At 62.8% G+C, this 17,631-nt stretch carries 15 protein-coding genes and 6 tRNA genes; 14 read left to right on the plus strand and 7 right to left on the minus strand.

Annotated elements, in window-relative coordinates; genetic code table 11:
- Positions 1–57: 57 nt before the first annotated feature.
- From ACQ4OD_RS18585 to mgtE, 8 genes are all read left to right on the plus strand, one after another.
- Positions 58–1,293, plus strand: coding sequence for an aspartate kinase (locus tag ACQ4OD_RS18585; RefSeq protein WP_028691060.1), 1,236 nt, complete (start codon positions 58–60; stop codon positions 1,291–1,293).
- Positions 1,294–1,461: 168 nt separating this feature from the next.
- A complete protein-coding gene (csrA, locus tag ACQ4OD_RS18590) occupies positions 1,462–1,650 on the plus strand; it encodes a carbon storage regulator CsrA (RefSeq protein ID WP_003254503.1) in 189 nt (62 codons plus the stop codon).
- Positions 1,651–1,722: 72 nt separating this feature from the next.
- A tRNA-Ser gene (locus ACQ4OD_RS18595) sits at positions 1,723–1,813 on the plus strand.
- Positions 1,814–1,861: 48 nt separating this feature from the next.
- Positions 1,862–1,938 (plus strand) — tRNA-Arg (locus ACQ4OD_RS18600).
- Positions 1,939–2,008: 70 nt separating this feature from the next.
- A tRNA-Arg gene (locus ACQ4OD_RS18605) sits at positions 2,009–2,085 on the plus strand.
- Positions 2,086–2,157: 72 nt separating this feature from the next.
- Positions 2,158–2,234, plus strand: a tRNA-Arg gene (locus tag ACQ4OD_RS18610).
- A gap of 72 nt (positions 2,235–2,306) precedes the next feature.
- A tRNA-Arg gene (locus ACQ4OD_RS18615) sits at positions 2,307–2,383 on the plus strand.
- Positions 2,384–2,784: 401 nt separating this feature from the next.
- A complete protein-coding gene (gene mgtE / locus ACQ4OD_RS18620) occupies positions 2,785–4,227 on the plus strand; it encodes a magnesium transporter (protein WP_023629439.1) in 1,443 nt (480 codons plus the stop codon).
- A gap of 65 nt (positions 4,228–4,292) precedes the next feature.
- Here mgtE and ACQ4OD_RS18625 read toward each other — a convergent pair whose 3' ends face one another.
- Complete coding sequence (locus tag ACQ4OD_RS18625) at positions 4,293–4,619, minus strand: Arc family DNA-binding protein (protein WP_003254499.1); 327 nt, start codon at positions 4,617–4,619, stop codon at positions 4,293–4,295.
- Positions 4,620–4,964: 345 nt separating this feature from the next.
- Between ACQ4OD_RS18625 and phnN the strand changes: the two genes are divergently transcribed.
- Both phnN and ACQ4OD_RS18635 read left to right on the plus strand, forming a co-directional pair.
- Positions 4,965–5,588, plus strand: a complete 624-nt coding sequence (gene phnN, locus ACQ4OD_RS18630; RefSeq protein WP_139673386.1) for a phosphonate metabolism protein/1,5-bisphosphokinase (PRPP-forming) PhnN — start codon at positions 4,965–4,967, stop codon at positions 5,586–5,588.
- Positions 5,589–5,662: 74 nt separating this feature from the next.
- Positions 5,663–5,739 (plus strand) — tRNA-Arg (locus tag ACQ4OD_RS18635).
- A 22-nt stretch (positions 5,740–5,761) separates the two neighbouring features.
- Here ACQ4OD_RS18635 and ACQ4OD_RS18640 read toward each other — a convergent pair.
- Entirely contained in the window at positions 5,762–6,964 is a 1,203-nt protein-coding gene (locus ACQ4OD_RS18640) for a benzoate/H(+) symporter BenE family transporter (RefSeq protein ID WP_198754048.1), read from the minus strand.
- A gap of 186 nt (positions 6,965–7,150) precedes the next feature.
- Between ACQ4OD_RS18640 and ACQ4OD_RS18645 the strand changes: the two genes are divergently transcribed.
- Positions 7,151–8,554: a PLP-dependent aminotransferase family protein gene (locus tag ACQ4OD_RS18645; RefSeq protein WP_198754049.1), complete on the plus strand. Its 1,404-nt coding sequence runs from the start codon at positions 7,151–7,153 to the stop codon at positions 8,552–8,554.
- A gap of 19 nt (positions 8,555–8,573) precedes the next feature.
- Here the strand turns inward: ACQ4OD_RS18645 and ACQ4OD_RS18650 are convergent, their stop codons facing one another.
- Positions 8,574–9,134, minus strand: a complete 561-nt coding sequence (locus ACQ4OD_RS18650) for a hypothetical protein (RefSeq protein WP_198754050.1) — start codon at positions 9,132–9,134, stop codon at positions 8,574–8,576.
- A gap of 221 nt (positions 9,135–9,355) precedes the next feature.
- On the opposite strand from ACQ4OD_RS18650, the gene ACQ4OD_RS18655 reads away from it, so the two are divergent.
- Positions 9,356–10,354 (plus strand): sensor domain-containing diguanylate cyclase, encoded by a 999-nt coding sequence (locus ACQ4OD_RS18655; RefSeq protein ID WP_198754051.1) that lies wholly within the window; start codon positions 9,356–9,358, stop codon positions 10,352–10,354.
- 74 nt (positions 10,355–10,428) lie between these two features.
- Here the strand turns inward: ACQ4OD_RS18655 and lpdA are convergent, their stop codons facing one another.
- Genes lpdA through ACQ4OD_RS18675 form a run of 4 tightly spaced genes read right to left on the minus strand, consistent with a single transcriptional unit; the run spans position 10,429 to position 15,381 of the window.
- A complete protein-coding gene (lpdA, locus tag ACQ4OD_RS18660) occupies positions 10,429–11,808 on the minus strand; it encodes a dihydrolipoyl dehydrogenase (protein WP_430944731.1) in 1,380 nt (459 codons plus the stop codon).
- A gap of 2 nt (positions 11,809–11,810) precedes the next feature.
- Complete coding sequence (locus ACQ4OD_RS18665) at positions 11,811–13,088, minus strand: dihydrolipoamide acetyltransferase family protein (RefSeq protein WP_430944732.1); 1,278 nt, start codon at positions 13,086–13,088, stop codon at positions 11,811–11,813.
- Positions 13,089–14,147 carry an alpha-ketoacid dehydrogenase subunit beta gene (locus ACQ4OD_RS18670; RefSeq protein ID WP_102683077.1) on the minus strand — a complete coding sequence of 353 codons (1,059 nt, stop codon included), beginning with the start codon at positions 14,145–14,147 and terminating at the stop codon, positions 13,089–13,091. It abuts the gene before it with no gap.
- 1 nt (position 14,148) lies between these two features.
- The gene (locus ACQ4OD_RS18675; protein ID WP_094011875.1) at positions 14,149–15,381 is read right to left on the minus strand and encodes a 3-methyl-2-oxobutanoate dehydrogenase (2-methylpropanoyl-transferring) subunit alpha; all 1,233 of its coding nucleotides are present in this window, start codon (positions 15,379–15,381) and stop codon (positions 14,149–14,151) included.
- A gap of 198 nt (positions 15,382–15,579) precedes the next feature.
- On the opposite strand from ACQ4OD_RS18675, the gene bkdR reads away from it, so the two are divergent.
- A complete protein-coding gene (gene bkdR / locus ACQ4OD_RS18680) occupies positions 15,580–16,068 on the plus strand; it encodes a Bkd operon transcriptional regulator BkdR (protein ID WP_028691050.1) in 489 nt (162 codons plus the stop codon).
- A gap of 204 nt (positions 16,069–16,272) precedes the next feature.
- The gene (locus ACQ4OD_RS18685) at positions 16,273–17,514 is read left to right on the plus strand and encodes a glutamine synthetase family protein (protein ID WP_198754060.1); all 1,242 of its coding nucleotides are present in this window, start codon (positions 16,273–16,275) and stop codon (positions 17,512–17,514) included.
- Positions 17,515–17,631: the final 117 nt, after the last annotated feature.

Raw genomic sequence — 17,631 nt, forward strand, 5'->3', positions numbered from 1 at the left:
CGGCCGTTTCATGTTGGATTGTTTTTTGGGGCCCTTTAGGGCTGAGGCACCTTTGAAATGGCGTTGATCGTACAGAAATTTGGCGGTACCTCTGTCGGTTCCATCGAGCGGATCGAGCAGGTTGCCGACAAGGTCAAGAAATTCCGCGAGCAAGGCACCGACCTGGTGGTCGTGCTGTCGGCGATGAGCGGGGAAACCAATCGCCTGATCGACCTGGCGAAGCAGATCACCGACAAGCCCGAACCCCGCGAGCTGGACGTGATCGTCTCGACCGGCGAGCAGGTCACCATCGCCCTGTTGTCCATGGCCCTGATGAAGCGCGGCGTGCCGGCGGTGTCCTACACCGGCAACCAGGTGCGCATCCTCACCGACAGCGCCCACAACAAGGCGCGCATCCTGCAGATCGACGACCAGAAGATCCGCGCCGACCTCAAGGCCGGCCGTGTCGTGGTGGTCGCCGGCTTCCAGGGTGTCGATGAGCACGGCAACATCACCACCCTCGGTCGTGGCGGTTCCGACACCACCGGCGTGGCCCTGGCGGCGGCCCTGAAGGCCGACGAGTGCCAGATCTATACCGATGTCGACGGCGTCTACACCACCGACCCGCGTGTCGTGCCCCAGGCCCAGCGCCTGGAGAAGATCACCTTCGAGGAGATGCTGGAAATGGCCAGCCTCGGCTCCAAGGTGCTGCAGATCCGCTCGGTGGAGTTCGCCGGCAAGTACAACGTCCCGCTGCGCGTGCTGCACAGCTTCAAGGAGGGTCCGGGTACCCTCATTACCATCGATGAAGAGGAATCCATGGAACAGCCGATCATTTCCGGTATCGCCTTCAACCGTGATGAGGCCAAGCTGACCATTCGTGGCGTCCCGGACACCCCAGGCGTTGCCTTCAAGATCCTCGGCCCGATCAGCGCCGCGAACATCGAAGTCGATATGATCGTGCAGAACGTCTCGCACGATAACACCACTGACTTCACCTTCACCGTGCACCGCAACGAGTACGAGAAGGCGCTGAGCGTGCTGGAGAACACCGCCCGCGAAATCGGCGCGCGTGAAGTGATCGGCGACACCAAGATCGCCAAGGTGTCCATCGTCGGCGTCGGCATGCGCTCCCACGCGGGTGTCGCCAGCCGCATGTTCGAAGCCCTGGCCAAGGAGAGCATCAACATCCAGATGATCTCCACCTCCGAGATCAAGGTCTCGGTGGTGATCGAAGAGAAGTACCTGGAGCTGGCTGTACGCGCGCTGCATACCGCGTTCGAGCTTGATGCTCCCGCCCGACAGGGTGAGTAAGACGCTGCCTGGAGGGGCGCGGCTTGCCGCGCCCTTCGCGTTTCTGGCCGCTGCTGGTGTCCCTGTCCAGGCGCCTGTGGTGGTCGATTCGGGTCTGCGCCGTTGTCCCCGGCCAGGCCCTGCTTATCAAAGACTGTTGTCCCTGAAGATTCATGTGAGGAGAAAACTATGCTGATTCTGACTCGTCGGTGCGCCGAGAGCCTGATCATTGGTGACGGTGAGATCACCGTGACGGTCCTGGGTGTCAAAGGCAACCAGGTGCGTATCGGCGTGAGCGCGCCGAAAGAAGTGGCCGTTCACCGCGAGGAAATCTACCTGCGGATCAAGAAAGAGAAGGACGAGGAGCCAAGCCTTTAATTCTTTTGAAGTTTTTTTCAAAAAAAGGGTTGCAAACGAGGAAGGGTGTGTTTAATATTCGCCTCGTGTTGCGGTGAGGTGGCCGAGTGGCCGAAGGCGCTCCCCTGCTAAGGGAGTATACCTCATAAGGGTATCGGGGGTTCGAATCCCCCCTTCACCGCCATTATTTGCCTGGAGCGCTTCAAGCGATCCGAATGGCACAGCAAGACACGGACTCATAGCTCAGCTGGATAGAGTACTCGGCTACGAACCGAGCGGTCGGAGGTTCGAATCCTCCTGAGTCCGCCACTTTTGAAGTGGCTTTGCCTGCAAGGCTGCTTCAATCAACCAGTGGTAACCTGGTCTAAAACTACCCCACGGACTCATAGCTCAGCTGGATAGAGTACTCGGCTACGAACCGAGCGGTCGCAGGTTCGAATCCTGCTGAGTCCGCCACTTTTGAAGTGGTTTTGTTTGCAAAGGCACTTCAACAAGCCAGTGGTAACCTGGCCTAAAACTACCAACCACGGACTCATAGCTCAGCTGGATAGAGTACTCGGCTACGAACCGAGCGGTCGCAGGTTCGAATCCTGCTGAGTCCGCCACTTTTTGAAGTGGCTCTGCTTGCAAAGACGCTTCAACAAGCCAGTGGTAACCTGGCCTAAAACTACCACCACGGACTCATAGCTCAGCTGGATAGAGTACTCGGCTACGAACCGAGCGGTCGCAGGTTCGAATCCTGCTGAGTCCGCCATACATCAAGAAGCCCGCTCATTTGAGCGGGCTTTTTGTTTTTCCATATGCGCTGAATTGTCGCAGATGTCCATCTAAGCTACTGCTGTAGGCCTTCCTTGCAAGGGTCTGCAGCTGAAGATCGAGTCGACACAAAACGAATGTGCTTTTAACGCCAGACCAACCGTCGCACTGATGGCTTCGAGCGTTGTCACAGCTTTAGCGCGCAAACGATTGTTCTAGCCAAAAATTTAAGCGATCCGACAGCTTGCACAGTGTATGATTGCGCCCGTCAGCCCCGCCGGGGCTTGTGGAATACCACCATGGACTTACCCAGTAGTTACTCGCTAACACGCTTCATACAGACAGATCTGACCGATTGATTCTCCCGGCGTGCTCCGCTGCTGGGAGTGGAGTTCGCCTATGACCGAAATCGAAGTAAAGAAAACCCAAGACAGCCTGCAGGATCGCCTGGCCCAGGTGATCGAACTGTTGCAGCGCCAGCGGGTGGTCGAGGACCTGACGCACCGTCAGGAAGGTCATCACCATGACCTGGTGGAAAACCTGGTCCACCGCCAGAACCTGGTCGAGCTGCAGCGCAAGCTCGACGACCTGCACCCCGCCGACATCGCCTACATCCTCGAAGCCCTGCCGCTGGACGATCGCCTGACGGTCTGGCAGCTGGTGCGCTCCGACCGTGACGGCGACATCCTGCTTGAAGTCTCCGATGCCGTGCGTCAGACCCTGATCGCCGACATGGACGATCACGAGTTGCTGGCGGCCGCCAAGGAGATGGACGCCGACGAACTCGCCGACCTGGCTCCGGAATTGCCCCGCGACGTCGTCCATGAACTCATGGAGAGTCTCGATGCCCAGCAGCGCGAGCGTGTGCGCTCGGCCCTGAGCTACGACGAGGAGCAGGTCGGTGCATTGATGGACTTCGAGATGGTCACCATTCGCGAAGATGTCAGCCTCGAAGTGGTATTGCGCTACCTGCGCCGGCTCAAAGAGCTGCCAGGGCACACCGACAAACTGTTCGTGGTCGATTACGACGGTATTCTCAAGGGCGTGCTGCCCATCAAGCGGTTGTTGGTCAACGACCCGGACAAGAAAGTCGCAGAGGTCATGGCCAATGACCCGGTGACCTTTCATCCCGAGGAAGATGCCTACGACGCGGCTCAGGCCTTTGAGCGATACGACTTGGTATCCGCTCCGGTGGTGGACAAGAAAGAGCGCTTGATCGGTCGCCTGACCATCGATGAAATGGTCGATCTGATCCGTGAGGAAAGTGAGAGCGAAGTGCTCAACATGGCCGGTCTGCGCGAAGAGGAAGACATCTTCGCCTCGGTCTGGCGCTCGCTGCGCAACCGTTGGGCGTGGCTGGCCATCAACCTGATCACCGCGTTTGTCGCGTCGCGGGTGATCGGCCTGTTCGAAGGCTCCATCGAGAAGCTGGTGGCCCTGGCGGCATTGATGCCGATCGTTGCCGGTATCGGCGGTAACTCCGGCAACCAGACCATCACCATGATCGTTCGCGCCATGGCGCTGGACCAGGTGTCACCAGGCAACACCAGCCGCCTGATGCGCAAGGAGCTGGCGGTATCGTTGATCAATGGCCTGGTCTGGGGCGGTGTGATCGGGGTGGTGGCGTTCTGGCTGTATGGCAGCTGGTCGCTGGGGCTGGTCATGACCGCCGCGATGACCTTGAACCTGCTGCTGGCGGCGCTGATGGGTGTATTGATCCCGATGACGCTGACGCGCCTGGGTCGAGATCCGGCAATGGGCTCGAGCGTGATGATCACTGCCGTGACCGACAGCGGTGGTTTCTTCATCTTCCTCGGCCTGGCAACGTTGTTCCTGATGTAGGCCGACGGGACGCCAGAAACAAGAAAGCCAGCTTACGCTGGCTTTTTTGTGTGCGCTTGGCAGGATCAGGACGCGTCGGCGGCCATTTCCACATCGTGGGCGATGAGGGCGACCAGTGCATTCTGCTGGCGGTGGGACAGCTGGCGGAAGCGTTGCAGCAGTTCGCGTTCGTGAAGGCTGAGCTCTGGGCTGTCCAGGCGCATGCTCAGCTCGTCACCCAGAGCACCTTCCTGGATAAGGCTCTGCTCCAGGCGGGCGATGATCTCGGAGTTCATGCTGCGGTGATGGTTGCGCGCTACCTCGGCAATGCGCTCACGCATCCCGTCTGGCAGGCGGACGACAAACTTGTCAGCGGTGCGGCTGGAGTAGATAGCCTGTTTCATTGGGCGCATATAAATTGACCGGTTGTTCTGGTTCAGGGGAGCGGTTCTCAAATTGGCCGCACGGTGGAAGTACGACCGCGGCGACGACAAAATGTTCAACCGTGATGTGATTTTGGTTCTTCATCTTGCCTCATGATCGCCGTTTCCTTGGCGTCAATTCTGTGACAAATAGTGATCTCGATAAAGGCTTTTTGCCAGTACCAATTATCAGAAATGAGCACTGGTTTGAAAAGTTTCACATTCATCGAATTGCACAGGTGTCAGACAAATGCCGTCAAAATCTGGTAAAAGACAGCAAAGGGTCAGGGAAAATCATCAAATGCGCTGGTTTCCCATATATTGAGCATAGTGGCTATGCAATATGACGCAAGCGGTGGGGCGGCCTCAAGGGGGCGCCTGATATTCCTCATGGGACCGTCTGGTTCAGGAAAAGATTCCCTGCTCGAGGCGGCCCGTGAGCGATTGTTCACCCAGGGGGTCGAAATCGCTCGGCGGGTCATCACGCGTTCGGCCGAGGCCAAGGGTGAAGCCGCGCATGGCGTGAGCGCCGAACGTTTCGAGGCAATGCGCGAAGCGGGGGCCTTTGCGTTGGACTGGCAGGCCAATGGCCTGCGCTATGGCATCCCTGCGCAACTGGATACATGGCTCGCTGCGGGGCGCTCGGTACTGGTCAACGGCTCGCGTGCGTACCTGCCGATCGCCCGGCAGCGCTACCCTGATCTCGTAGCTGTCGGGCTGGTTGTTTCCCCGCAGGTGCTGCGCCAGCGCTTGCTGGCCCGCGGAAGAGAAAGCACCGAGCAGATCGAGCAACGCCTGGCCCGCAATTTCCGACTGCAGGCCTACGATCCCGGTGTGCATGTCGTGGACAATTCCGGGCCGTTGGCCGGTGCGGTGGAAGCCTTGATCGCGCTGTTGCGCGCCGAAGGCGTGATCGCTGACACGCAGGGAAAAAGGCCGACGTGCATAATGCCCGATTGATACATGACAAATGCGCACATGCTGGTTAACATGCTCGCCGTCCCCGCCGCGCAGCGTCTGTTGTCGGCCTCTGTGTCTCAGTAGCTCAATTGGATAGAGCATCCCCCTCCTAAGGGGAAGGTTGCAGGTTCAAATCCTGCCTGGGACGCCATCTCTTTCCAATTCTCCTTCGTTTACCTTGCCTGGATGCCTTCCCGGGGCTGTCGAGCCGTTTGTCTGTGGCTCAGGGCGAGGTGTGCAGCCAGCCCGAAGATCAGCCCCCAGAATGCGGCGCCAAGGCCGAGCAAGCTCATCCCAGAGGCGGTGACCAGGAAGGTGATCAGCGCCGGTTCCCGTTGTTTTTCGTCACTCATGGCGCCCACCAGGCCGTTGGCGATCGCGCCGAATAGTGCCAGGCCGGCGAGGGCGGCTATCAGTTCCTTCGGCAGGGCGGCGAACACCGAGGCCAAGGTGGCGCCGAAGCTGCCCATCAGCAGATAGAAGGCACCGCAGGCCATGCCGGCGATATAGCGCTTGTCCGGGTTCTCGTGGGCTTCGCGACCGGTGCAGATGGCCGCTGTGATCGCCGCCAGGTTGACGCCGTGGCAGCCGAATGGCGCCAGCAGCAGCGAACCCAGGGCGGTGACCGAGACGATCGGGCGTGCCGGTACCTGGTAGCCGGAGGTGCGCAGCACGGCGATACCGGGCACCGACTGGCCGGTGAGCGACACCAGCGCCAAGGGCAGGCCGATATTGACAATGGCCTGCCAGCTCCACTGCGGGCTGGTCCAGGTGGGGACGGTCATTTCCAGCACCAGCGCCTGGGTGTCCAACTGCCCCAGGCCGGCGGCGAGGCCGCAGCCGACGATCAGCACCGAAAGAATCGCGTAGCGCGGTGACAGGCGCTTGAACAGCAGGTAACTCGCCAGCATCGACAGCACCAGCACGGGCTGCAGGCGGATCGAGCTGAACAGCTCGGCGCCGAAGCGGAACAGGATGCCGGCCAGCATCGCCGCGGCGATGGCCTTTGGTAGGCGATTCATCAACTTGTCGAAGGCGCCGCTCAGGGCGATCACCGCGATCAGCAGCGAGGCGACGATATAGGCGCCCACCGCTTGAGCCAGTGACACGCTCGGCAGCATCGATACCAGCAGCGCCGCGCCGGGCGTGGACCAGGCGGTGATCACCGGTACCCGCAGTTTCCAGCTCAGCAGCAGGCCGGTCAGGCCGCTGCCGATGGAAATGGCCCAGATCCACGATGCGGTCGCTTCGTTGCCCAGGCCGGCTTGGTCGGCGGCCTGGAACACGATGATCAAGGGGCCGGCGTAGGAGATGATCACGGCGATCAGGCCGGCGACCAGGGCGGAGAGGGAAAAATCCTTTCTGAGATTATCCATGGTGAGTCCAGATGAGTTGATTGATTCGATTGATTCGATTCAAATTGAATCTATACGGTAACGTGACCTGAATTCAAGAGGGGCTGCTCTCACGCGGCTGCTGTTCACAACTTGAATCGCTCGGAGGATCGACTCAAGTCGGTCTGTGTGTTCAAATTTCAATCATTTAAGCCCGGTAGCCGTCTCATGTGGGTTCCACGGATCAGCGAAAGCAATCAGCCTGTCTACCTGTCCATCGCCGATGCGCTGGCGCACGATATCGCCAGTGGCGCCCTGCGACGTGGCGAGCGCTTGCCGACGCTACGCGAACTGGCGCAGGCACTGGACGTTACGCCAGGCACCATCAGCCGCGCCTACACCGAGGCGTCACGTCGCGGCCTGACCCAGGGTGAGGTGGGCCGCGGCACCTACGTTCTTGACCGGATCGCCGACACGGGCGAGGCCCCTGCCGTTACCCGCGCGACCTCCGCCGCAGCGCCCGTTGCCCGCAGCGAAGTGCTCGACCTGTCGATCATCAAGCCCTACGGCGAAACCCTGCAGTACTGGTTGCGCAACGCGCTGACCGAACTGGCCAATACCGCGCGGCTGGAGCAGGTGCTGGACTACGCCCCCGACGGCGGCCATCCGGCGCATCGCGAGGCGGGCGCGCAATGGTTACGGCAGTGGCTGCCGGGTGCGCAGTGGCAGCAGGTGGTCATCACCAGCGGCGCCCAGCACGGGCTGATGGTGGCGATCAGCGCCTTGACCGCGGCGGGCGATCTGGTGCTGTGCGAGTCGCTGTGCTACCCGGGTATCATCTCCGTGGCTCACGGCCTGGGCCGCCGCCTGCGTGGTGTGCCGATGGACGAGCAGGGCATCATCCCCGAGGCGTTGCGCGAGATCTGCCAGCGCGAGCGGCCAGCCATGCTGGTGTGTGTGGCAACCTGTCAGAACCCGACCACGGCAATCATGTCCAACGAGCGCCGCGCCCAGATCGCGGCGCTGGCGGAGGAGTTCGACTTCCTGTTGCTGGACGACGACATCTACGGCTTCCTCGCCACCGATCCACAGGCCCGGCCGCTGGCGACTTTTGCACCGGAGCGTTCGATCTACCTCACCAGCCTGTCCAAGTCCGTCATGCCGGCGTTGCGCATCGGCTACCTGTACAGCCCGCCGAAACTGCTGTCGCGGCTGACTGCCATGGTACGCAGCACGGTGTGGATGCCTTCGCCGTTGACCGCGCAACTGGCCAGCCATGTGATCGGCGAAGGACTGGACAGCCAGCTGATCCGCATGCACCGCGCCGAGGCTGCGGCACGCCAAGTCATCGCCTGTGAAGTCTTCACCGATGCGTCGTTGCAAAGCCAGCCGCACAGCTACCACCTTTGGCTCAACTTGCCCGAGCCATGGCGCAGCGATGAGTTCGCGATGCTGGCGAGAGCCAATGGCGTGGCGGTCATGAGCGCCAGCCAGTTCCAGGTGGAGCGCACGGGCGATCCGCGTGGCGTGCGGGTCGTACTGATGTCGCCGACCAGCCGGGAGGAGTTGCGCTTCGCCCTGACCCAGTTGGCCAGCCTGCTCGAGTCAGGGGATCCGAAACGCTTCTACTGAACCGGGGACAAAGCCCGGCTCAAAGCTTGGCGGTGTAGCGTCGCTCGGTATCATCGTCATTTGTCGAGTTCAGGACGCTTTGCGGCTGAGTGGTGGCCTGTTCTCGCTGCGCCTGCTGTTCGAGCCTGGCCTGGGTTTTGCGCTCGACCTCGTCCTGCAAGCGTTGGGCGATCAGCTGGTCGACCCTCATTTTCTGCTCGGGCGGCAACGCGTCGTACTCCTCCGGACTCAAGCCCAGCTCCTGAAACATCTTTTCCTTGATCTTCTCTGCCGGCGACTTGGCCATGTAATCGCGAAACTCCTGGAGGGCGCTGGATCCTTCCTGTTTGCCCACGCTGGCCTGTTCACGCTTGGCCGCGTCCGGATTTTGCAGCATGACCATCAGCTTGGCGAAGGCCTCCTTGCGATTGTCTTCGGCGTGCTGCTGCGAGGTGCTGCCCTGATTGTTCTGCTGCGCCGAGGTTTTCGCGCTGGCCATCAGCGGCTGGAGCGCGGGCAACTGTGCTGCAGGCTGTTCGAGAACGCTGCGTTGCTGTTGCTGCACGGTCTGCCACCCCAGGCCGTTCGCTGTGATAAGCATGTTTCCTCCGTGAACGACTGTTAGAGAGGCGACTAAAGTGGCAAAAGCTGTGCCAGCGATGGTGGAGCGGCAAAATAGGCCGTAAGGGCTATTCCGGCGACCTCTCGCTCGGAATATGCTTGCCCGGCAGAGGAACGGTATTGCCGCTAGCGGCAAAAAAATAGCGAGTGTCGGCAGCACCGGTTACGGGGCGCAGTTGCTGGGCAGCAGGGAGAGTGTCCATGAGTCAGGCAGCAAAGCCGATACCGGCCGGCTTCACCGAGCAGCAATTGCACACCTTGTTCGAGCTGATCAGCGACGGCATCTGGGACTGGGATGCCAACAGTGGCTACGTCTACCGCAACTCAGCCTGGTACGCGATGCTGGGTTACGCCAGCCACTCGCTGGACAACTCCGTGCTGACCTGGGAAAGCGTGATACACCCGCAGGACTATCCGCGGGTGATGGCGCATTTCGAGGCCTACATCACCCAGCGCAACGAGCACTACCGCATCGAGTACCGGTGCCGTTGCCACGATGGCAGTTACCTGTGGGTCGAGGACAGCGGCCATATCATCGCCCGCAACGCCGATGGCTCGGTGGCGCGCATGCTCGGGGCTCATCGCAATATCGACGCACGCAAGCGCCTGGTGGAGGAGCTTGAACAGCGCAACCTATCGCTGGAGAGCCAGGTGGCCGAGCGTACCTGCGAGCTGTCCTGGGTCAACCAGCAGTTGCAGCGGCAACTGGATGAGAACCGCGAACTGGCCGAGCGGGATGCGTTGACCCGCACCGCCAATCGCTATCGCCTGGAGAAAACGCTACAGCAGGAGTGCGAGCGCGCACGGCGCTTCCGTGAGCCACTGGCATTGATCGCCATGGACCTGGACGACTTCAAGCCGATCAACGACCTGCACGGTCATGCCCGTGGCGACGCGGCGCTGATCGAGGTCACCGAGCGTATCCGTCAGTGTCTGGGCGGTCGGGGGCTGCTGGCACGTTGGGGAGGTGATGAGTTTGCCGTGGTGTTGCCGCACACGTCGCTGCAGCAAGCCTGTGCAGTGGCCTCGTCGATCCGCGTGGCAATGGCGGCGATCGAGCCTATCGGCACGTGCTGGCTGACCATGAGCTATGGCGTGGTGCAGTGGCGCGAGGGGGACGATGCCGGCGGGTTGCTGGCGCGGGCGGACCAGGCGCTGTATCGGGCCAAGGCGCAAGGCAAAAACACCATTGCCGAGTGATGGTAAAAAAAAAGGACCCGCGGCGCCTGGGGCGCAGCGGGCAAAATCGGCTATTGCCGCTTCAGTGTCTTCAATCAGATGTGCAGTGCGTGCCCCAGCGCGCGCAGCGCCGCTTCCTGCACCGCCTCGCCCAGCGTCGGGTGGGCATGAATGGTCCCGGCGATGTCTTCCAGGCGCGCGCCCATCTCCAGGGACTGGGCGAAGGCGCTGGACAGTTCGGAAACCGCCACGCCCACGGCTTGCCAGCCGAGGATCAGATGGTTGTCGCGGCGAGCCACCACGCGCACGAAACCGCTCTTCGACTCCAGGCTCATGGCCCGGCCGTTGGCGGCGAAGGGGAACTGCGCGACGATGCAATCCACACCTTGCTGGCCGGCCTGCTCCGGGGTCTTGCCGACCACCACCACTTCCGGGTCGGTGAAGCACACCGCGGCGATTGCGGTCGGCTCGAAGCGCCGCGTCTTGCCGGCGATGATCTCGGCGACCATCTCACCCTGTGCCATGGCCCGGTGCGCGAGCATCGGCTCGCCGGCCACGTCGCCGATGGCCCAGACGTTGCGCATGCTGGTCTGGCAGCGCTCGTCAATGGCGATGGCAGCGCCGTTCATCTTCAAGTCCAGGCTTTCCAGGCCGAAGCCTTTGGTGCGTGGGCGGCGACCCACGGCCACCAGCACCTGGTCAGCCTCCAGGCGCAGCTGGCCACCTTGGCCGTCGCTGGCCAGCAGGCAAACGTCGGCATAGCCTTCGACACTGTGGCCCAGGTACAGCGCGATGCCGAGTTTCTTGATCGAGTCAGCCACCGGCGCGGTGAGCTCCGCGTCGTAGGTCGGCAGGATGCGGTCGCGGGCTTCCACCACGCTGACCTTGGCGCCGAGCTTGCGGTAGGCGATGCCCAGCTCCAGGCCGATGTAGCCGCCGCCGACCACCACCAGGTGCTCGGGCATGGCCTTGGGCGCCAGGGCCTCGGTGGAGGAAATGATCGGCCCGCCAATCGGCAGCATCGGCAGTTCGACACTGCTGGAGCCGGTGGCCAGCAGCAGGTGTTCGCACTGGATGCGCTGGCCGTCGACTTCGATGCTCTTGCCGTCGAGGATCCTCGCCCAGCCATGGATCACCTTCACACCGTGCTTTTTCAGCAGCGCGGCGACGCCGCTGGTGAGGCGGTCGACGATACCGTCCTTCCACTCGACGCTGCGGCTGATGTCCAGGCGTGGCGAGGACACGCTGATGCCCAGCGGTGAGGGTTCGGTGTAGCGGCTGGCCTGGTGGAACTGCTCGGCCACATGGATCAGCGCCTTGGACGGAATGCAGCCGATGTTCAGGCAGGTGCCGCCCAGGGCCTGGCCTTCGACCAGCACGGTGGGGATGCCCAGTTGCCCGGCGCGGATGGCAGCCACATAGCCGCCGGGGCCGCCACCGATGATCAGCAGGGTGGTGTTGATGAGCTCTTGCATGATCACTCCACGAACAGGCAGGCGGGCTGTTCCAGCAGGCCGCGCACGGCCTGGATGAACAGTGCGGCATCCATGCCATCGACCACGCGGTGGTCGAACGAGCTGGACAGGTTCATCATCTTGCGCACGACGATCTGGCCGTCGATCACCACCGGCCGTTCGACCATGCGGTTGACGCCGATGATCGCGACTTCCGGGGTGTTGACCACCGGTGTGCTGACGATGCCGCCAAGGGCGCCGAGGCTGGTCAGGGTGATGGTCGAGCCGGACAGCTCTTCACGGCTGGCCTTGTTGTTGCGCGCCGCGTGAGCGACACGAGCGATCTCGCTGGCGTTGCTCCACAGGCTGCCGGCTTCGGCGTGGCGCAGCACGGGCACCATCAGGCCGTTGTCACCCTGGGTGGCGATGCCGACGTGCACCGCGCCGTGGCGGGTGATGACCTGGGCTTCGTCGTCGTAGGTGGCATTGATCTGCGGGAAGTCGCGCAGGGCGACGACCATGGCGCGCACCAGGAACGGCAGCAGGGTCAGCTTGCCGCGGCTGTCGCCATGCTTGGCGTTGAGCTGCTGGCGCAGGGCCTCGAGGGCGGTGACGTCGATTTCCTCGACGTAGCTGAAGTGGGCGACGCGACGCTTGGCGTCCTGCATGCGCTGGGCGATCTTGCGGCGCAGGCCGATCACCGGTACCTGCTCGCTGTCGGTACGCTTGCCATAGCCCCCTGGCGCCTGGCCAGTGCTGCTCTGCGGCTTGCTGATGAAGGCGTCGAGGTCTTCATGCAGGATGCGCCCGGCCGGGCCGCTACCGTGCACGTAGCGCAGCTCGATACCGGCATCCAGGGCGCGCTTGCGCACCGCCGGGGAAGCCAGTGGCTTGTCGTGGGCCTCGCGCGGCACGATGGGCGCGGTTGCGTGGGTTGCGGCAACCTGCGGCTGGGACTCGACGCGTGGCTCGGGGCGGGCCGCGGCCTGTACCGCTGCCGGTGCCGGCTCGGCCGGCTCGGCCGGCTTGGCCTGGGGCGTGTCGACATGGTTGCCGCTGCCTTCGACCTCGATGCGGATCAGCTCGCTGCCGACCGCCATCACCTCACCGGGCTGGCCGCCCAGGGCCAGCACCTTGCCGCTGACTGGCGAAGGGATTTCCACGGTGGCCTTGTCGGTCATGACATCGGCCACCACTTGATCTTCGGCGATCACATCGCCGACCTTGACGAACCATTCCACCAACTCGACTTGCGCGATGCCTTCGCCAATGTCCGGCATCTTGATGACGTGCGTGCCCATTCAGACCTCCATGACCCGTTTCAGTGCCGCGCCTACCCGCGAAGGGCCGGGGAAGTAGGCCCATTCCTGTGCGTGGGGGTAGGGGGTATCCCAGCCGGTGACGCGCTCGATCGGCGCTTCGAGGTGATGGAAGCAGTGCTCCTGAACCAGCGATACCAGCTCCGCGCCGAAGCCGCAGGTGCGGGTGGCTTCGTGCACGACCACGCAGCGGCCGGTTTTCTTCACCGACTCGACGATGGTCTCCAGGTCCAGTGGCCACAGGCTGCGCAGGTCGATGACCTCGGCGTCGACGCCGCTCTCTTCGGCGGCCACTTGCGACACATATACGGTGGTGCCATAGGTCAGCACGGTGACGTCGTTGCCTGGGCGGGTAATCACCGCCTTGTCCAGCGGCACGCTGTAGTAGCCATCCGGCACGGCGCTGTGCGGGTGTTTGGACCACGGCGTCACCGGACGGTCGTGGTGGCCGTCGAACGGGCCGTTGTACAGGCGCTTGGGCTCAAGGAAGATCACCGGATCGTCGCATTCGATCGAGGCGATGAGCAGGCCCTTGGCGTCGTAGGGGTTCGATGGCATGACGGTGCGCAGGCCGCAGACCTGGGTGAACATCGCCTCGGGGCTCTGGCTGTGGGTCTGGCCGCCGTAGATGCCGCCACCGCAAGGCATGCGCAGGGTCAGCGGGGAGATGAACTCACCGGCCGAGCGATAGCGCAGGCGGGCCATCTCCGAGACGATCTGGTCGGAGGCGGGGTAGAAGTAATCGGCGAACTGGATCTCGACCACCGGGCGCAGGCCATAGGCGCCCATGCCCACGGCGGTGCCGACGATACCGCTTTCGGAGATCGGTGCGTCGAACACGCGGGACTTGCCGTACTTGCTCTGCAGGCCCTCAGTGCAGCGGAACACGCCGCCGAAGTAGCCAACGTCCTGGCCATAGACCACCACGTTGTCATCGCGCTCGAGCATGACATCCATGGCCGAGCGCAGGGCCTGGATCATGGTCATGGTGGTGGTGGACATGGCGTTTTCCAGATGGATGCTGTTGTTGTGATCGTTCATCTCAGACCCCCAGTTCCTGGCGCTGACGGCGCAAGTGGTCGGGCATTTCCTTGTACACATCCTCGAACATCGACGCGGCACTGGGGATATGGCCGTTGCTCAGGGTGCCGAACTGCTCGGCGTCCTTCTGCGCCTTGATCACCTCGGCCTCGAGCTCGGCGGTGACAGCCTGGTGCTCTTCCTCGGACCAGTGGCCAAGCTTGATCAGGTGCTGCTTGAGGCGGGCGATCGGGTCGCCCAGCGGGAAGTGGCTCCAGTCGTCGGCCGGGCGGTACTTGGACGGGTCGTCCGAAGTCGAGTGCGGGCCGGCGCGGTAGGTGACCCACTCGATCAGCGTCGGGCCCAGCCCGCGGCGGGCGCGCTCGGCGGCCCAGCGCGAGGCGGCGTAGACGGCGATGAAGTCGTTGCCGTCCACTCGCAGCGAAGCGATGCCGCAACCCACGCCACGGCCGGCGAAAGTGGTCGACTCGCCACCGGCGATGGCCTGGAAGGTCGAGATCGCCCACTGGTTGTTGACCACGTTGAGGATTACCGGGGCGCGGTAGACGTGGGCGAAGGTCAGCGCGGTGTGGAAGTCGGACTCGGCGGTGGCGCCGTCACCGATCCATGCCGAGGCGATCTTGGTATCGCCCTTGATCGCCGAGGCCATGGCCCAGCCGACCGCCTGGACGAACTGGGTGGCCAGGTTGCCGCTGATGGTGAAGAAGCCGGCCTCGCGCACCGAATACATGATCGGCAACTGGCGGCCTTTGAGCGGGTCACGGGTGTTGGACAGCAGCTGGCAGATCATGTCGACCAGCGACACATCGCGGGCCATCAGGATGCTCTGCTGGCGATAGGTGGGAAAGCACATGTCGGTGCGGTTCAGGGCCAGGGCCTGGCCGCTGCCGATGGCTTCCTCGCCCAGGCTCTGCATGTAGAAGGACATCTTCTTCTGACGCTGGGCAACCACCATGCGGCTGTCGAAGATGCGCGTCTTGAGCATGGCGTGCATGCCCTGGCGCAGCACCTGCGGCTCGATGCCCTCGGCCCACGGGCCAACGGCGTCGCCATGCTCGTTGAGCACGCGCACGAGGCTGTAGGAAAGGTCCGCAGTGTCGGCGGCTTCCACATCGATAGGGGGTTTACGGACTTGACCCGCGTCGTTCAGGCGCAGGTAGGAGAAATCGGTCTGGCAGCCTGGCCGGCCTGTAGGCTCGGGCACATGCAGACGCAGGGGGGCGTACTCGTTCATGCTTTTTACGCTCGCTCGAATGTTGTTTTTGTGAGCTTTGAAGCGGCCGCCGCTGACTGCCGGCTCGTGACTGGCAGGTCAGCGTCTTTTTACATCATAGGGGGACGGCAGGAGAATTTTTCTCTCAAGTTCGTTGCCTTTCTCCCGTGGCGCAGATAAACATTCCGTACAAACACAAAAACCAGGTCAATTTCTCTCATGCGTAAACTGGATCGAACGGATATCGGCATCCTCAACAGCCTGCAGGAAAACGCCCGCATCACCAACGCGGAGCTAGCGCGTTCGGTCAACCTGTCGCCCACGCCGTGCTTCAACCGGGTCAAGGCCATGGAGGAGCTGGGGGTGATTCGCCAGCAGGTGACGTTGTTGTCACCCGAGGCGCTGGGGCTGGATGTGAATGTGTTCATCCATGTCAGCCTGGAAAAGCAGGTAGAGCAGTCGCTGCACCGCTTCGAGGAAGAAATTGCCGAGCGTCCTGAGGTGATGGAGTGTTACCTGATGACCGGCGACCCCGACTACCTGCTGCGGGTCCTGCTGCCAAGCATCCAGGCACTGGAGCGCTTTCTCGATTACCTGACACGCTTGCCCGGGGTGGCGAACATTCGCTCCAGCTTTGCCTTGAAGCAGGTGCGCTACAAGACCGCGTTGCCGCTGCCGGCCAATGGCATGACGTTGCGCGAGCAATGATCCGGGCGCGGTGCCTGGGGTGCTTGATATTTTAAACACCCCCGGCCTATGTTGTGTGCGTCGCCATTCCCGGCATGCGAACACAACAAGAAGGACAGCGTCATGACGACCGAAGGCCCGCGCAACCAGGCAGTGCTCCTGGAGGGCATCGATGAAATCGAGTGCGTCACCCCCGACCTCAACGGCGTGCCCCGCGGCAAGGTGATGACCGCCGAGGGCTTCCTCGAGGGGCGCCGCCTGCAGATGGCCCGTGGCGTGCTGCTGCAGTGCATCATGGGCGGTTACCCGGCGGCAAAATACTATGGCAGCGACGATGGCGACCTCGCGCTGGTGGCCGAACCCTCGCAGATCCATCGCCTGCCCTGGAGCGACGAACCTCGGGCGTTGACGATCTGCGATGCGGTGGAACTCGATGGTAGCCCTTCAGGGTTGTCCAGCCGTGGCCAGCTCAAGGCGGTGATCGCCCGATATGCGCAGCGCGGGCTGGCCCCGGTGGTGGCGACGGAGCTGGAATTCTTTGTCTTTGCCGCCAACGCCGATCCGGCCCAGCCGTTCCAGCCGCCGCTGGGCAAGGACGGACGCCGGGAAATGGGCCACTCGGCCTTCAGTGTCAGCTCCAACAACGGTCTGCGCCCGTTCTTCAACGAGGTATACCGCTGCATGGCGGCGCTGGGCCTGCCACGCGACACCTTCATGCACGAGATGGGTGTCAGCCAGTTCGAGATCAACCTGCTGCACGGCGATCCTTTGCTGCTGGCCGACCAGACCTTCCTGTTCAAGCACCTGCTCAAGGAGGTCGCGCTCAAGCATGGCCTGACCGTGGTGTGCATGGCCAAGCCACTGGCACACACACCCGGCAGTTCGATGCACATTCACCAGAGCCTGGTGGAGGTCGGCAGTGGGCGCAACGTGTTCAGCGACGAGCAGGGCAGGGCGACCGACACCTTCCACCATTTCATCGGTGGCCTGCAGGCCTGCCTGGCCGACTTCACCGCGCTGTTCGCGCCGAACGTCAATTCCTACCAGCGCCTGTGCCACCCCTATGCGTCACCGAACAATGCCTGCTGGTCCGAGGACAACCGTGCCGCGGGCCTGCGCATTCCGGCCAGCTCGCCTGTGGCGCGGCGGGTGGAAAACCGCCTGCCGGGCGCCGATGCCAACCCCTACCTGGCCATTGCCGCGAGCCTTGCCGCTGGCCTGCACGGCATTGAGCGGCAGATCGCGCCGACGCCGGCCATCCAGGGCGAGTTCGAGGTGCCGGAACACCTCAGCCTGCCTTGCACCCTGCATGCTGCGCTTGAGCGGCTCAAGCGCAGCGACCTGGCGCGGGAACTGTTCGGCAAGGAGTTCATCGAAGGCTACATCGCCACCAAGACCCTGGAGCTGAGCGATTTCTTCGATGAAATCACCCCCTGGGAGCGTCGCGTGCTGGCCGCGCAGGCCTGAGCGCGACACGACCGCTACTGGATGCGCCCCCATGGCTCTTTTTGCTGCCTGGGGGCCTGTGCCAAGATGGATTTGCTTTTATGCTTGCCTGCAACCCAACGCCACCTGGTCAAGGAG

Origin of the sequence: Pseudomonas sp. WC1, from assembly GCF_050586565.1 — a bacterium.
GTDB lineage: Bacteria > Pseudomonadota > Gammaproteobacteria > Pseudomonadales > Pseudomonadaceae > Aquipseudomonas.

Coding starts and splice junctions, on each gene's coding strand:
- ACQ4OD_RS18585 (WP_028691060.1), top strand. CDS start 58: ATGGCGTTGATCGTACAGAAATTTGGCGGTACCTCTGTCGGTTCCATC.
- csrA (WP_003254503.1), top strand. CDS start 1,462: ATGCTGATTCTGACTCGTCGGTGCGCCGAGAGCCTGATCATTGGTGAC.
- mgtE (WP_023629439.1), top strand. CDS start 2,785: ATGACCGAAATCGAAGTAAAGAAAACCCAAGACAGCCTGCAGGATCGC.
- ACQ4OD_RS18625 (WP_003254499.1), bottom strand. CDS start 4,619: ATGCGCCCAATGAAACAGGCTATCTACTCCAGCCGCACCGCTGACAAG.
- phnN (WP_139673386.1), top strand. CDS start 4,965: ATGCAATATGACGCAAGCGGTGGGGCGGCCTCAAGGGGGCGCCTGATA.
- ACQ4OD_RS18640 (WP_198754048.1), bottom strand. CDS start 6,964: ATGGATAATCTCAGAAAGGATTTTTCCCTCTCCGCCCTGGTCGCCGGC.
- ACQ4OD_RS18645 (WP_198754049.1), top strand. CDS start 7,151: ATGTGGGTTCCACGGATCAGCGAAAGCAATCAGCCTGTCTACCTGTCC.
- ACQ4OD_RS18650 (WP_198754050.1), bottom strand. CDS start 9,134: ATGCTTATCACAGCGAACGGCCTGGGGTGGCAGACCGTGCAGCAACAG.
- ACQ4OD_RS18655 (WP_198754051.1), top strand. CDS start 9,356: ATGAGTCAGGCAGCAAAGCCGATACCGGCCGGCTTCACCGAGCAGCAA.
- lpdA (WP_430944731.1), bottom strand. CDS start 11,808: ATGCAAGAGCTCATCAACACCACCCTGCTGATCATCGGTGGCGGCCCC.
- ACQ4OD_RS18665 (WP_430944732.1), bottom strand. CDS start 13,088: ATGGGCACGCACGTCATCAAGATGCCGGACATTGGCGAAGGCATCGCG.
- ACQ4OD_RS18670 (WP_102683077.1), bottom strand. CDS start 14,147: ATGAACGATCACAACAACAGCATCCATCTGGAAAACGCCATGTCCACC.
- ACQ4OD_RS18675 (WP_094011875.1), bottom strand. CDS start 15,381: ATGAACGAGTACGCCCCCCTGCGTCTGCATGTGCCCGAGCCTACAGGC.
- bkdR (WP_028691050.1), top strand. CDS start 15,580: ATGCGTAAACTGGATCGAACGGATATCGGCATCCTCAACAGCCTGCAG.
- ACQ4OD_RS18685 (WP_198754060.1), top strand. CDS start 16,273: ATGACCGCCGAGGGCTTCCTCGAGGGGCGCCGCCTGCAGATGGCCCGT.